The 15,485-nt window shown below is 40.7% G+C and carries 11 protein-coding genes; 4 read left to right on the plus strand and 7 right to left on the minus strand.

What is annotated here, in order from left to right; all coding sequences use genetic code 11:
- Positions 1-940: hypothetical protein (locus tag DBR11_RS18715; RefSeq protein WP_369974442.1), on the plus strand; the 940-nt coding region annotated here is incomplete at its 5' end.
- 62 nt (positions 941-1,002) lie between these two features.
- Here the strand turns inward: DBR11_RS18715 and DBR11_RS18720 are convergent.
- Genes DBR11_RS18720 through DBR11_RS18730 form a run of 3 tightly spaced genes read right to left on the minus strand, consistent with a single transcriptional unit; the run spans position 1,003 to position 5,335 of the window.
- Entirely contained in the window at positions 1,003-1,731 is a 729-nt protein-coding gene (locus DBR11_RS18720) for a head GIN domain-containing protein (protein WP_108554159.1), read from the minus strand.
- A gap of 56 nt (positions 1,732-1,787) precedes the next feature.
- On the minus strand, positions 1,788-3,446 hold the full coding sequence (locus tag DBR11_RS18725) for a M1 family metallopeptidase (protein WP_108554160.1): 1,659 nt from the start codon (positions 3,444-3,446) through the stop codon (positions 1,788-1,790).
- A gap of 11 nt (positions 3,447-3,457) precedes the next feature.
- Positions 3,458-5,335, minus strand: a complete 1,878-nt coding sequence (locus tag DBR11_RS18730) for a CocE/NonD family hydrolase (RefSeq protein ID WP_108554161.1) — start codon at positions 5,333-5,335, stop codon at positions 3,458-3,460.
- 292 nt (positions 5,336-5,627) lie between these two features.
- On the opposite strand from DBR11_RS18730, the gene DBR11_RS18735 reads away from it, so the two are divergent.
- Genes DBR11_RS18735 through lpdA form a run of 3 tightly spaced genes read left to right on the plus strand, consistent with a single transcriptional unit; the run spans position 5,628 to position 9,225 of the window.
- A complete protein-coding gene (locus DBR11_RS18735; RefSeq protein WP_108554166.1) occupies positions 5,628-6,059 on the plus strand; it encodes a GtrA family protein in 432 nt (143 codons plus the stop codon).
- Between the two features lie 15 nt (positions 6,060-6,074).
- Complete coding sequence (locus DBR11_RS18740; protein WP_108554167.1) at positions 6,075-7,745, plus strand: glycosyltransferase family 39 protein; 1,671 nt, start codon at positions 6,075-6,077, stop codon at positions 7,743-7,745.
- A gap of 46 nt (positions 7,746-7,791) precedes the next feature.
- On the plus strand, positions 7,792-9,225 hold the full coding sequence (gene lpdA, locus DBR11_RS18745; RefSeq protein WP_304594099.1) for a dihydrolipoyl dehydrogenase: 1,434 nt from the start codon (positions 7,792-7,794) through the stop codon (positions 9,223-9,225).
- A gap of 64 nt (positions 9,226-9,289) precedes the next feature.
- On the opposite strand, the gene DBR11_RS18750 is transcribed toward lpdA, so the two are convergent.
- From DBR11_RS18750 to DBR11_RS18765, 4 genes are all read right to left on the minus strand, one after another.
- A complete protein-coding gene (locus DBR11_RS18750; RefSeq protein WP_108554162.1) occupies positions 9,290-12,475 on the minus strand; it encodes an efflux RND transporter permease subunit in 3,186 nt (1,061 codons plus the stop codon).
- Positions 12,476-12,482: 7 nt separating this feature from the next.
- A complete protein-coding gene (locus DBR11_RS18755) occupies positions 12,483-13,544 on the minus strand; it encodes an efflux RND transporter periplasmic adaptor subunit (protein WP_108554163.1) in 1,062 nt (353 codons plus the stop codon).
- Positions 13,541-14,884, minus strand: a complete 1,344-nt coding sequence (locus DBR11_RS18760) for a TolC family protein (protein ID WP_108554164.1) — start codon at positions 14,882-14,884, stop codon at positions 13,541-13,543. Before DBR11_RS18760 ends, DBR11_RS18755 begins: the two co-directional genes overlap by 4 nt.
- Positions 14,885-14,904: 20 nt before the next feature.
- Positions 14,905-15,485: TetR/AcrR family transcriptional regulator (locus tag DBR11_RS18765; RefSeq protein ID WP_108554169.1), on the minus strand; the 581-nt coding region annotated here is incomplete at its 5' end.

Here is a 15,485-nt window from a genome sequence, read left to right on the forward strand (position 1 = left end):
ATATTACATTGCTCATACAGAGTTGTTTGTAATTCAATTATTTTTGTCTGTGAAAAAACAATACTTACTCTTTTTTTTGTTAATTTTTTCTAAAAAATTAAGTGCGCAGCAAGTTTCTGACGCAAATGCTGATGGTCCGAAAATCGGTAAAAGCATTTTCTCAAATGAAGTTAAAAGGAATTTTTCCAGAAAGGGTGATTTCTTTGTAACCTGGGGATACAACCATTCCTGGTATGATAAGAGTGATATCAATTTTAAAGGGCCTGGTTATGATTTTACATTGAAAAATGTGGTTGCCCATGATAGACAAACGCCATTAACCTGGGACTATCTTAAACCAAGTCTGATCACTATTCCGCAATTCAATTTTCACTTCGGTTATTTTATCAAAGATAATTATAGTATTTCCCTGGGTTGGGACCATATGAAATATGTAATGGATATTCCTCAATCGGTTCAAATTGAAGGTCATATTGATCCAATGATTTCCAATCCTGGAATTCCTACAGGTCATTATGCAGGACAGTATAATGGACAGGTAATTAACGTGGGACCTGATATGTTAAGATTTGAGCATACAGATGGTTTGAATTATGCGAGTGTTGAAGTAGAAAGACATGATGATATTTGGGTGCCGCGTTCTCAGCAGACTTCTCTGACTATGGAAACAGGACTTGGTGTAGGTGCTGTAATTCCAAGAAGTGAGGTTTACTTGTTTAATGTTGGAGAAAACAACTATTGGAACCTTGCCGGTTATGGTGTTTCTGCCAAGCTGGGATTTAAATTCTTTTTGACCAAAGGATTGTTTTTGCAAAACAGTACCAAGGTAGGATGGATCAATTTAACGAAGATCCATACAACAGGAAGAAATGAGTATGACACTGCGAGTCAAAAGATAAAATATGTGGAGAATTACCTTGTTCTTGGGTATCAGTTCTAATCCGGATCAGGCATAAAAAAATCCCCTTCTGAAAAGAAGGGGATTTTTTTATGCCTGATATTTTAGTCTTTTCTAACACCGCCAGATCCAACTACTGTTTTCTCTACAGAAGCATTTCCGCTGTAGTGTACGGTGCCCGAGCCAGAGATTACTGCATTGATGTTTTTATTGGCTGTAACATAAACTGTTCCTGACCCGCTGATCCTGGCTGTAACTTTTTCGGCAGAAAGTTCTTTTCCTTTGACAGAACCTGAGCCCCCAATAGTCACATTGAATTCGTCGGTTCTGCCTTCAATCTGTATGTTGCCTGATCCTCCGATAACGGAAGTCAGTTTTTTCAGGGAGACTTTAGCTGTGATGGACCCTGAGCCGCCTATGGTTGTACTCAATTCTGTTGTGTTTAGCGGACTTTCCATTTCGATGCTTCCCGAGCCACCCATAGTCAAAGAGCTGATTCGTTTTGCCGTGATGTAGGCAACAATTTTTGTGTTACCAAATTTTTTGCCCCAGTCATTCCATTTGTTGTCAGGCTTTACATTAAGGATGCCATCCTTTACTTCGACTTTAAGTTTAGATATGGCCTCCTGGTCTCCTTCAAAACGGATACTTTCTTCAGAACCGATCTTGATGACGGCTTTAATAGAGCCACCGATGGCCACTCCGTTGAAATTGCGGACTTGTTGGTCCTGTTTAACTGCGTGGAAGGGTTTGTTATGACGGCTTTCAGCAGCACCTGCGAGGGTAGAAACAGAAAGCAATGTAAATAAAATAAGTTTAGCTGATGTGTTCATATGCAAGGTTTTTTAATAAGACCATATTTTCTTCAGAATGTTGCAGCAATTTTAAATTATTTGGAAAATTTAATGGTGATATAAAAGTTTGGATCAGCTTTAAAGGTCTCATCCTTTATGGATGGGTCAATTTCTGTTGTTTTCCAGATGCTGGTTGGATAGATATAGGTATAGTTATTTGGTGTAAGACTAACCTTTACAGGCATGTCAAAGTCTTTTATATCGGCCTTCCATCTGTAAGATAATTGGTTTCCGTTAATTTTATATTCCAGTTCAGGAATGGATGTATGTCTGAGGTACTGGTCGAAGACTTTTTGCAATTTAAGCCCACTTTTTTCGGTTATATAGTTTTCTACCTCTGCTGTAGTTACGGTTTTATGATAAAATGTTTTGTTCAGACCCCGGAGGATGTTCCGGAATTTTTCATCATCCCCGATCAGCTGACGGATAATATGAACCATATTGGCGCCTTTATAGTACATGTCGCCTGATCCTTCCTTATTGACTCCGTAGGCGCCAATAATGGGTATATCATTGGCAATATTGTGCCGTATTCCAATGACATAATCCTCCCCGGCGGCTTTCCCGTTTTTACATTCTGTGAACAGCGCTTCCGAATAATTTGTAAAGCTTTCATGGATCCACATATCAGCGATGTCTTTGGAGGTAATGTTGTTGCCAAACCATTCGTGTCCGCTTTCATGAACTGTAATAAAATCAAATTTTAATCCCCAGCCTGTACCGGAAAGGTCTTTACCCAGGTAGCCCATTTTGAATTGATTTCCGTAGGCTACAGCACTCTGGTGTTCCATACCGAGATGGGGAGCTTCTACCAGTTTATATCCATCGCTGTAAAAAGGGTATGGCCCAAACCAGTGTTCAAAACATTGAAGCATGGGTTTAACATCCTGGTCCCAGTGTGGTTTTGCTTGTGCACTGTCCTGACTTAAGGACCAATAATCAAGGGTTAATTTTCCATTCTCTCCCTGGTACTCGTCTGTCCAGTGCGCATAATTTCCGATGTAGAAGGTTACATTGTAATTGTTGATGGGATTGCTGATGAACCAGTTGTATTTGATCGTTCCATCGGCTTGTTTCTGAACGCTCCTTAAACGGCCGTTGGAGATTTCCTTTAAACCTTTTGGAACCCGTATGCTCACCAGCATACTGTCTACTTCATCGCTCTGGTGGTCTTTATTAGGCCACCAGCAACTTGCACCAAGTCCTTGGCAGGCTACTGATACCCAAGGGGTGCCGGATTTGTCTTTAGAGAATATAAATCCTCCATCCCATGGGGCATTTTTAGCCACAATCGGATGACCCGAATAAAATACAGTAAAACGATCTTTACTCCCTTTTCGAATGGTTTTTGGGAAATTGACGAATACGGCATTGAACTCCCGCGTAAAAGGCAGTTCCTGGTTCTGATAAACTACTTTTTCTACTTTCAGATTCGAAAACAGGTCAAATTGCAGGCGTTTGAAATCCTGAGTAGCTGTGAAAACAAACTCGTTGCTTCCTGAAATACTCTTTTGGTCTATGTCTATGCTTACATCCAAATGGTAATAGCTGAGGTCATAACATGTTCTAAGGGGGGTTAATGTTCCCCTTAGTGTATCTGCACGGTTGAATGCTGCTTTTTGATGAAGGGGCTGTGCTTTTATGCTTAACCCCAGGAATAAAAGTATAAACAGACTTAATGATGCATTTCTCATTTGTACAGCTGTTATGGTTTTAGAACGGTCACGTTAAGACCTGATGCATGATCTGCATCGTGGTAAATACGGTGTGTTGCTTTTTGAAAATCCTTGTCATCGGCCGTATAGATGTCTAAGAATTTCTGTGGGTTACGGTCTGCTATTGGAAACCAGGAGTTTTGTACCTGTATCATGATGCGGTGTCCTTTTTTGAAGGTATGAGCTACATCTACAAGGCTGTATTTTACTTCTGTAACTTTACCTGGCAGGAAGGGTTCTGGTTTTTCAAAGCTGTTGCGGAACTTTCCACGCATAATTTCACCTCTTACCAGCATTTGGTAGCCACCCATGATCAGTCCTTTTGGATTTGGGCTTGGATTTTTTTCATCTTCAGGGTATACGTCGATTAATTTTACAACATAGTCAGCATCAGTTCCCGTGGTAGATACCTGCAGGTCTGCAGTTAAAGGGCCGGCCAGAGTGATATCTTCCTGAAGTACATCGGTTTGATATACTTTTACGTCTGGTCTGCGTGCGGCGAATCTTTGGTCGTCGATCATATATTCTCTGGTTCTGTGTTCCTGTATACCTGCCTGGTAGGGAACAGGGGTGTTTGGATCGCTCTCGTATTCGTCAAAATTATTTGAAGTTCCCGGCTTGTTAAAGCTTAGTTTTCCATTCGTTTGAAAGTAAAGCGTTTTGTTCTCTACCTCTTTCGGGGGCCAGGTGCTGAATTTTTTCCATTCATTGCTTCCGGTTACAAAGATAGTCGCTTCAGCCAGTTGAGCCGGCGCGGCATCTTTAAGGTATTGCATGAAGAAAGGAAATTCTACATTTTGCTGGTACCAGGTGCTGGTGGGCTGATCAAATTGAATATCTCCAAAACTTTGGCCGGAACTTCTTACCCAGCCGCCATGGAACCATGGGCCCATAACCAGGCTGTTTTTTGCAGAAGGGTTTTGCTTTTCAATAGCCTCGTAAGTATGGATAGCACCAAATGCATCTTCGGCGTCAAAGAAGCCTCCTACCACCAGAACGGCAGGTTTGACGTTGGTGAGATGGGGCAGGATATTTCTTTCTTTCCAGAAGTTGTCATAGGTGCCATGAGCCATCAGGTCGTTCCAGAATTTAATGGTATCACCAAAATATTTTTCCTTTACGTTTTTAAGTGCGCCTATGCTCAGGAAAAAGCGGTAGTTGTCTTTAATCGGGAATTCAAATCCTTTTGGACCTTTATCTGGTGTAATTGGTTTTGGACGGGGTACGCCAAAGCCTGAATAAAAGCTAAAAGCATCGGCAAGAAATAAAACGCCGTTATGGTGAAAATCATCTCCACGGAACCAGTCTGTAACCGGTGCCTGAGGAGATACGGCCTTCAAAGCAGGATGTGCATTGGGAAGGGAAGTGGTTGAATAAAAGCCTGGATAAGAGATTCCGTAAATTCCAGCTTTTCCATTGTTATTTGGGATATTCTTGAGCAGCCAGTCGATGGTATCATAGGTATCAGAACTTTCATCGATATCTTTTTTACTTTTTTTATTGGCAATCTGCGGCCGGATATCAACATATTCACCTTCACTCATCCACTTTCCGCGAACATCCTGGTAAACAAATATAAATCCTTCTTTAAGAAAGAGAGATGTAGGACCAAGTGAGGTTTTGTATTTGTCTTCCCCGTAAGGTGACACTGTATAAGGTGTCCTGTTGATCAGAAAAGGAAACTTTCTTCCTTTTTCTTTTGGGATATAAATTGCTGTAAATAGTTTTACGCCGTCGCGCATCGGGATAAGGCGTTCTATTTTGGTGTAGTTTTCGCGCACGTAGGCAGAATCTGTTTGTTGTGCGAAGAGGGTGGTGGCTGTAAAAATAAGGAACACAGCAAAGTAGAGGGATTTTAATCTGACCATGATAAGAATTAGGATTAAGGATATAAACCTACAAAACCATCATGATTATTCAAACCACAAAGTGGAATGAACCGAACTTGTGAGCTCCTGAGCGTAAAAAAGAACATAAACACAGGTGAAAAATAAATCTGATAGCTTCATTACCGATAAAAAAAATAAATACTGATGAAAAATAGGTTTTATAGCGTAGCGGACTGTGTAAAAATGTTGCTGAGCAGTAAAGGTGTTGAATTTTGATTCCTGTACTTAAAAAATGATTGTACCTTTAGACAATAATAGGCAAACGGGACACATGTCGGAACAAAAATTCAGTTTCTCTTACATTTTATCTTTAATACCCCCTCGTTTTTTATCCTTTATTAAATTTGGAATAACAGGGGCTTGTGGCTTGGTGATTGATTTTTCTCTAACCTGGTTTTTTAAAGATGTAATCCATATCAATAAATTTCTGGCCAATGCAATTGGGTTTACGACGGCAGTCATCTGCAATTATTTTATAAATAGGCTTTGGACCTTTAAAAATAAGGATGAAATAGGAAAACAAATGGCCGCATTTATTACTGTATCACTCATTGGTCTGATGTTCAACTCCTGCTTTATTTACTTGTTTAATCATGTGTTCATGATTAACTTTTATATCAGTAAGATGATGGCGATCATACTGGTTTTTTTCTGGAACTTCAGTGCAAACTATTTCTTTGTGTTCAGAAGTTCAAAACAATAATTATTGGATATTGATATGATAGAATCATCTTTAACAGATCAAAGGACAAAATGGTTGTATGCATTTATTGCTGTAGCTGTTGTTGTGAATTTGAGCGGTTTGTTTGTTACGATTATGGGGCCAGATGGGGCATTGTATGCTTCAATTGCTAAAACAATGGCGGTGAATAATAACTTCTCAGACCTGTTTGTTGAAGGACGTGACTGGCTGGATAAACCTCATTTTCCGTTTTGGGCGGCTGCATTATCATTTAAACTGTTTGGTTTTACCACTTGGGCTTACAAACTTCCGGGAGTTTTGATCATGCTGATGGGAGTATGGTATACCTATAAATTTGCGAAGGACCTGTATACTAAAGAGACGGGGCTTTGGGCTGCATTGATCTTATTGACAGCACAGCATACGGTCATCTCTAATATGGATGTAAGGGCAGAGCCGTATCTGACGGGTTTCATTATGGCTTCTGTTTACTATTTTTATAAAGGGTTACGCCAAGGTTGGTTGATTCCAATTACTTTAGGGGCACTATTTGCTGCTTGCGCTGTGATGACCAAAGGGATTTTTGCTTTGATACCAGTAACAGGTGCAATCGTAGGGCATTTGTTGTTGACCAGGCAATGGACTTTGCTTTTTAATTGGCGCTGGCTGGCTGCGGCAATACTGGTCCTGATTTTCATCTCTCCGGAATTGTGGTGTTTGTACAGGCAGTTTGACCTGCATCCGGAAAAATTGGTTTTTGGAAAACATGGCGTTTCAGGCCTGCGTTTTTTCTTCTGGGATAGCCAGTTTGGACGTTTCTTTAATAACGGGCCTATAAAGAAATCGGCAGGAGATCCCACCTTCTTTCTGCATACCACCTTATGGGCCTATTTGCCCTGGTCTTTTCTGTTTTATATTGCTGTTGTTCAGCACATCAGAAGTGGTGCGAAAAAAGTACGTGAAACGGAATGGTTTAACCTGTGTGGCGCGGGGCTAACTTTTTTGATCTTTTCAGCTTCCAAGTTTCAACTCCCTTTTTATATCACTATAATTTTTCCTTTTTTCTCTGTGATCACAGCGGGCTATATACTAAGATTAGTACCCGGAAAAGTTTTTCAGCGCGTAAAGGTGATGCAGCAGATTATTCTTGTGCTGATGGTCGTTGCAGTAGCAGCCTTGCAGTTTTATTTTCATCCCGAGAACCTGTCTGTCTCCTTTGCCTTCTTTATGTTGTTTGCCTTCCTTCTGTTTTTTGTGGTGACTTTCAATAAAAAAGAGGTTTATCATAAGATTTGGTTTCAGGCAGCGGCAGTGGCATTCTTTGTCCAGTTTTATTTCAATCTGGCATTTTACCCGCAACTGTTGAAATATCAACCGGATAGTGAGGCTGCTTTTTGGATCAATAAAAATAACAATGACCATTTGCCAGTTGTCCGGGTATTGAATGGGCTGGCTTACTCGATTGATTTTTATACCCATCAGGAAATCTTTCATTATCGCCTGGGGGAAGACAATAAGTTACCACCAAAGCCTTACCTGCTGTACGCGGATGCTGAAATGCTTCCTGCATTGGGAAATGCTGGTATTAAAGGGCAGGTGTTGAAAAGTTTTAAGGGCTATCATATTACCAAGCTGAAAGGAAAATTTTTAAATTACCATACCAGGAATGAGGTATTGGGAGAGAGTCAGCTTATGCTCATAAAATAGAGAATAAGTTTGCTCTGGTGTGGGATTTGTGATCGAATGATTACCTTTGTTTAATAAAAAAACTTTAGATTATATGCAATACGATGTAGTTGTTATTGGTTCTGGTCCTGGTGGTTATGTTGGGGCCATCAGATGTGCCCAGCTTGGCTTAAAAACCGCAGTTATAGAAAAGTATAAAACTTTTGGTGGAACTTGCCTTAATGTGGGCTGTATTCCTTCAAAAGCATTACTGGATTCTTCGGAGCACTTTCATAATGCGGCCCATACCTTTGGTACCCATGGAATAGATTTGAAGGATCTGAAGGTGAACATGCCACAGATGATTGCCCGTAAGAATGATGTTGTTGCACAAAATACTGCAGGTATAACTTACCTGTTCAAAAAAAATAAAATTGATGCTTTTGAAGGTGTGGGATCTTTTGTAGATAAAAACACCATTAAAATAACTAAGGCAGATGGTTCTTCTGAAAATATTACAGCCAAAAATGTAATCATTGCTTCAGGTTCTAAACCAACAGCCTTGCCATTTATTAAAATAGATAAGAAAAGGATTATTACTTCAACTGAAGCCTTGAACCTGACTGAAGTTCCAAAAACAATGGTCGTGATTGGTGGTGGTGTGATTGGTTTGGAGTTAGGTTCTGTGTACGCACGTTTGGGTACAAAAGTTTCCGTAGTGGAATTTATGCCTTCTATTATTGGCACCATGGATGCCGGACTTGGAAAAGAGCTGCAGCGTGTACTAAAAAAATCTTTAGGTATGGAGTTTTACACCAACCATAAGGTGACTGGTGCAACAGCTAAAGGAAAAACGGTTACAGTAACTGCAGACAACGCTAAAGGGGAACAAATAAAACTGGAAGCTGATTATTGTATTGTTGCTGTAGGGCGTGTTGCTTATACTGCTGGCTTAGGTTTGGAAAATATTGGAATTCAAACAGAGGAGCGAGGAAATAAAATTCCTGTGAATGAGCATTTGGAAACGACTGTACCAGGGGTTTATGCAATTGGTGATGTGATTAAAGGAGCAATGCTTGCTCATAAAGCTGAAGATGAAGGGGTTTATGTGGCAGAACGTTTAGCCGGACAAAAACCGCACATTAATTATAACCTGATCCCTGGTGTGGTTTACACCTGGCCGGAAGTAGCTTCTGTTGGTTATACCGAAGAACAGCTTAAAGAAAAAGGGATTCAATATAAAGCAGGTTCTTTTCCATTCAAAGCAAGTGGACGTGCCAAAGCAAGTATGGATACAGATGGTTTCGTAAAAGTACTGGCTGATGCTAAAACAGATGAGATCCTAGGTGTTCATATGATCGGACCACGTGCTGCGGATATGATTGCTGAAGCAGTTGTAGCAATGGAATTCCGTGCGTCTGCAGAAGATATTGCAAGGATTTGCCACGCACACCCTACTTATACAGAAGCGATTAAAGAAGCAGCTATGGCGGCTACTGATAACAGGGCTATTCATATTTAGTCCTGACGTTTATAAAAAAAATCCCCCGTAATTTAATTACGGGGGATTTTTTATGACCTGTATTTTAATGTTCCAGGTCGTACTCTTTTACATCTTTATGGGTATAAGGTTCAATCATGAGTTCTTCCATGGTTTTACCTTTCTTGTTCATACCCAGACGCTCAAGCATATTGTCAAATACCTGGTACATTACTGGTACCACAATGAGGGTAAGGAACAATGAACTGGTTAAACCACCAATAATTACCCAGGCCAAACCGTTTTTCCACTCGGCACCAGCACCACTGGCAAGGGCGATTGGAAGCATACCGATAACCATCGCAATGGTGGTCATCAGGATTGGTCTTAAACGGGCATGGTTGGCGAGGATCAAAGCCTCATGAGTAGATTTCCCCTCCGCTTTCATTTGGTTGGTGAAATCGACCAGGATGATCGCGTTCTTGGCAACCAGACCAATTAGCATGATCAGACCGAGGATGGTAAATATACCCAGGGACTGGTTAGCTAGTGCGAGTGCCAGTAGGGCTCCGATAACCGAAAGTGGTATAGAGAACATGACCACCAGTGGATAAATAAAACTGTCATATAAAGCAACCATGATCAGGTATACCAGAATAATGGATGCCAATAGGGCAATACCAAGCGTACCAAAACCATCACTTTGATTTTCCTGGTCACCTCCCCATACATAACTTACGCCTGTTGGTTTTTTCAACTGACCGTTTTTCTCCAGCTCCTCCAGTTTAGACTGGAAATCGGCAACAATAGTTCCGGTTGGTCTTCCGATAGATTGTGCCTGTACGGTCACAGAGGTACTCTTGTCACGTCTTTCCAGCTGACTTGGGCCTGAGCCTTCTTTGATGTCTGCAAACTGAGAAAGTTTGATCTGGTCACCATTGCTGTTTACAAAGATGAGATTTCTAACATCATCAATATTTCTGCGGTTAAATGCCTGGTAACGGATATTAATGTCGTATTCGTATTCGCCCTGACGGAATTTTCCGTCGGTATTTCCACTGAATGCCGTTTGCATAGTCGAACCTACGGTTTGAAGGGTTAAGCCCAAGGCTGCCATTTTATCCCGGTCTACCTGCACGTTAATTTCCGGACTTCCTTTTTCTACAGATAGTTTTAATTCTGCCGAACCTTTAATGCCTGCCAGTACCGTTTTTGCACCCTCTGCATATTGCATAGCACTATTCAGATCAGGCCCCATAACAACAAGCTGGATCGGTGCATTTTCTGCGATACCCAAAATACTGATCGGAACAGTTTTAACTTTGGCCCCAACCAGGTAGTGCGAAAGTTCCCTGCTGAGTTTAGTAGCGAAAATACTGGAAGGATCTTTACGTTTTGAACGGTCCACTAAGGTAACATCAATCTCTGATTTATAGGCTGTAGCTTGTGTTCCTCCAAAGTCACCGCTGGCCTGACCTACAGTGGTGATCATCTGTACAATCTCTGGTTTTTTAGATAAAAAGGCTTCTGCCTTTTGGGTCATCTGATTTGTGGCCTCTATAGAAGCGTCTTTTGGTAACTCGATTTGAACCAGGAATTCTCCTTTGTCACTTTTAGGAAAGAACTCTGTTCCGATAAAGCCTCCAATGGTTAACCCGCAGGAGCTGAGTAATAGTACAAAGACACCAACAATAGTAATGGCCTTATGTCTTAAAGTCCAGTTTAAAATGCCTGTGATCCAGTTGGTGAAGGTATGTAATTGTCTTTCGAACCAAAGAATAAAACGACCAAATGCATTTTTGCCCTCAATTTTTTCCAGTTTACCAAACCGTGAAGAGAGCAGGGGTACAATGGTAAACGAAGCCACCAGTGAAAGCAAAGTAGCAATGATCACCACCACGCAGAACTGGCGTAGAATGTTTGACACTAAACCTGTACTTACAGTGATAGGGAAGAACACAACAACAATTACGAAGGTAATGGAAACAACCGTAAAACCGATCTCTTTGGTTGCATCGAATGCTGCACGAACACGGTTTTTACCCATTTCCATGTGGCGGTAGATATTTTCTAATACCACGATCGCATCATCCACCAGGATACCCACCACCAGGGAAAGCCCCAACAATGACATTAAATTCAGGGTATAACCGAATACGCTGATACCGATGAAAGTCGCAATCAGTGACGCCGGGATAGATACCATAACAATAGCTGCATTACGCAAACTGTGCAGGAAGAACAACATTACAAATGCAACGAGAATAATAGCTAGGATCAAATCGTGGATTACCGCATCTGCAGATTCCAGTGTGAAAATGGAACTGTCGTTTACAATTTTTATGTTCAGACTATTGACCTGGTAATCTTTTTGCAAGGTTTGGATCACTTTATGCATCTGCTTACTTACCTCTACGGCGTTGGCATCAGTTTGTTTAATGATTTGTACTGCGATAGCACCTTTCCTGTCAATACGTGCAATTTTATCTACCTCTTTTTGTGCATCCTGAACATCGCCAACGTCTTTTAGTCTAACTTGTGCACCGGCTTTGGTGGTAGCCACAATTAAATTTCTTAACTCGTCTACGTTTTTGTACTTACCAGATAACCTGATGGTCATGGCCTGGCTGCTGGTTTTTACGTTTCCTGTAGGGAAATCCAGGTTGGAAGTTAAGATTGCCTGCTGGATTTGGGGTACGGATAATCCGTAACCCTGGATTTTATCTGCATCCAGGCCTACCTCAATTTCACGTTCCTGACCACCAACAAGATTTACCTGGGCTACGCCGTTTACCCTGGAAAGGATAGGGGCGATACGCTTGTCCATCAGGTCGTAAAAAGTGGCATCATCCATCTTTGCAGAAGCAGACATGGTGATTACCGGTAAGTCGTCAAGGGAGAACTTATTGAGTGAAGGAGGCTTTACATCCGTAGGTAGATTCGCCAGAATGGCATTTACCTTTCTCTGCGCATCGTTCATGGACAGGTCAATGTTTGCTTTTTCCGTTAAGGTAATTGTTACTACGGATAAGCCTTCATAGGAAACTGCATTGAGTTTTTTGATGTTTTCCATGGAGGATACGGCATCCTCTATTTTTTTTGTTACCGTATTCTCCACCTCATTAGGTGAAGCTCCGGGATATATTGTTGAGATGGATACCACATTGTTGGAGAATTTTGGTAATAATTCATAACCCAACGAGAAGTAGCTCAACAGTCCCATCAATGTTAATGCAGTAAAGACTACTATAACAAGGGTGGGGCGTTTTATAGAAATTTCAGTTATCTTCATCTTCGTCTTATTTTACTGTAGTCACTGGAGTTCCGTCTGTCAGGTTGATTTGTCCGCTGGTAATTGCAGTTTCTCCTTCTTTTACGCCTTCCAGTATTTCAACATTGTCCCCCAGGATCCTTCCTGCGATTACCTTACGTAATTTTGCTTTTCCATCTTCCAGTACAAAAATCTGGTTGCTGCTTACACTTCCAATGAAAGCACCGCGTGGAATAGTAATAGTGGGCGCCTGTTTAGGGAATTCAAAAATTGCAGTTCCGTACATACCTGCTTTAATGGTATTGGTCTTGTTGTTTTCTACCAGGATCTCTACCGGGAAGTTCAATGAGTTGTCTGCTTTGGCAGCAATAAAGGTGATCTTTCCTGTATAGGTATCTGTAGGGAAAACATTGGATTTTATTTTTACAAGATTTCCAAGTTTCAGGTTAGCTACCTGGCTTTCGTTAGCATTAACTTTGAGTTTAAGCTTGCTTACATCTACCAGCTCAAATAGTTGTGTGCCCTGTGCATTTACGAATGCTCCAACTTCAATATACTTTTTATTCACTACCCCATTAATTGGGGATTTGATGTTGGCATCACTTACCTTACGTTGTGAGGCCTGCAATTTTAATTTTGCATTTTCAACAGCAAGTTTAGCCTGGTCCAGCTGTTGCTGGGTTACCCCGCCTGTTTTAAAGGCGTTGCTGTAACGGGCTTCATCTTTCAATGCATTCTGCAAGGTTGCTTCTGCGGTTTCTTTGTCTGTATTCAGGATCTCTGCATCTATCCGGGCTAATACCTGGCCTTTGGTCACGTGATCACCTTCCTGCACATAGATTTTGGTTACCCTTCCTGCATTTTCATTCAGGAGGTTCAGTTCTGCTACAGGAACAAAATTTCCATTTGCAGTAAAATCCAGATTCACGGTATCTTTTTTAATGATTGCAACACGAACACTAACGGCACCACTACCCTGAGCAATAAATGCGGTTGTCGCCTCATTCTTTTTCTTGTTGTTGTTCAATACAAGAGCTATTCCCGCAATAGCAAGTATGATTACGATAGCTACAATAATTCCTCTTTTCATTTTAATAGTGATTTTATATTTCCGTTTGATTTTATTAGTTGTATTTCGGCAATTTTATAGTTCAGCAATGCCTGGGTATAGCTATTTTGTGCCTCGGTTAATGAGGTTTCCGTTTCCAGCAGATCGGTTAAGGTAGCTAAGCCGTTATTGTAATTGTTTTGCGTACTTTTATAAATTTCATCTGCAAGCTCTGCATTTCGCTTTTGAGAAATAATAGTGATCATGTTGTTCCTGAGGTCAGCTTTAGCATTCTCATAAGCCATATTCAGATTGTTGATAGATTCACGTCTGTCTTGTTTTGCTTTTTTTATGTCCACATCGGCCTGGCGGATTTTTGAACGGGTTAAGAAACCATTAAAAATCGGCACTTTTAAAGTCAGACCTACCGCTGATGCACCATAAGCGATAGAAGCTGGGCTGGAGCTTAAAAAGTCAAACGAATCACTCTGACTGTTGTAGGTGTAGTTTCCTGTTAAAGCCAGGCTTGGATAATACTCTGCAACATAAGCTTTACGCTGCAGTGATAAAAGTTTGTCCTGACTATTCAAGAGTTTGATTTCTGTTCTGTTGTCCAGGGCAATAGAATCTGCAAACTGAGGCAACTGAGTAACTTCTGTAAGTTCTGTTATTGGTAAGATGACCGCAGTGCTGACAGGCATACCCATTGCAAACTTTAATTGGTTTTCTAGTTTTATAATCCCACTTGAGGTTTGCTCGCGCTGCATTAACAGGTTGGTGAGTTTTACTTTGATCCGATCTACATCAATTTTTTTAGCTAAACCATTTTCATATTGGTTGGTGACCACTTTTTCAGTGAGCTGTATGTTTTTAATATTGCTGTCTATCACACTGAGTTGTTCCTTATTGACCAATACCTGATAATAGTTGTTGGCTACCAATTCGATGATTTGCTCTTCTGTTAATTCGGCAGTAAGGTTGTAATATTCTTCGCTGGATTTGGCCGCTTGTAATCCTGTGAAAACTTGCTGATTAAATAACTGTTGTGAAAGTTGAATTCCGGCAGATGAATTCCAATTTTGACCTAATTTGATGGCTTGTGTGGTGCCTCCGAAATTGGCTACCAGCTGGCCGATAATTGGGTTATAAGTTAAGCCGGCATTACCAGTAAGTTGGGGTAGGGCCTGGGCTCTTACTTCTTGTGTTTTGTACTTTCCGCCGTCAATGTCGAGTTTTGCTTTGCGTAGCTTTACATTATTTTGTGTAGCATAATTTAAAGCATCTTTTAACGTCAGCGTTTGCTGTGCATTTGCAGCATCCGCTATAAGTAAGCCCAACAGCAACAGCGGGATTAATTTTAGTTGTTTAATAATATGATTCATTCTTATAACGGTTGTGTGTTTTATTTTCTTAGTCCTTTAATAAATATTTTCGACAGGCTGAGCTGTTTTTCCAAAATGACCTTAAAATCTTTTTTGCTAGGTATCAATTCTTTGTAGCCATGCATTACACATAATGAGGTGATACCGGCCAGGCTTTCCAGATAGAGCTCTGTGATTTTGTTCAGATCAGAAACCTCAATATCACCCTGGGCTACTGCAGCCTGAAAGATGTGAGCATGGATTTCTACATCTCTCTCTTTCATTTTTGTGACATGATTTTTTAATTCATCCGAATTGAATGAAGCGTCGTTGCTACCCGAAGATAGGTGTAGCATATAATACTTTTGGAAGAAGCGATGTTTGACTTCGATAAAATTAGCCAGCGTTGCCTCCAATGAATTTATAGCAGGCTTTTCCTTATGTATGGCCTCGAAATAGTCATCAAAGATTTTGTTGATTACTCCAAGGATTAAACTGCTTTTGTCTGGGAAATAATAATACAAGGAAGGTTTTGATACAGACAGATCGTCTGCAATTTCATTCATGGTGGTTTTATTAATTCCGAAATGGGTAAAGCGTTTAATTGCTCCTTCTATAATTA

It is taken from the genome of Pedobacter sp. HMWF019, from assembly GCF_003061025.1.
Lineage (GTDB): Bacteria > Bacteroidota > Bacteroidia > Sphingobacteriales > Sphingobacteriaceae > Pedobacter.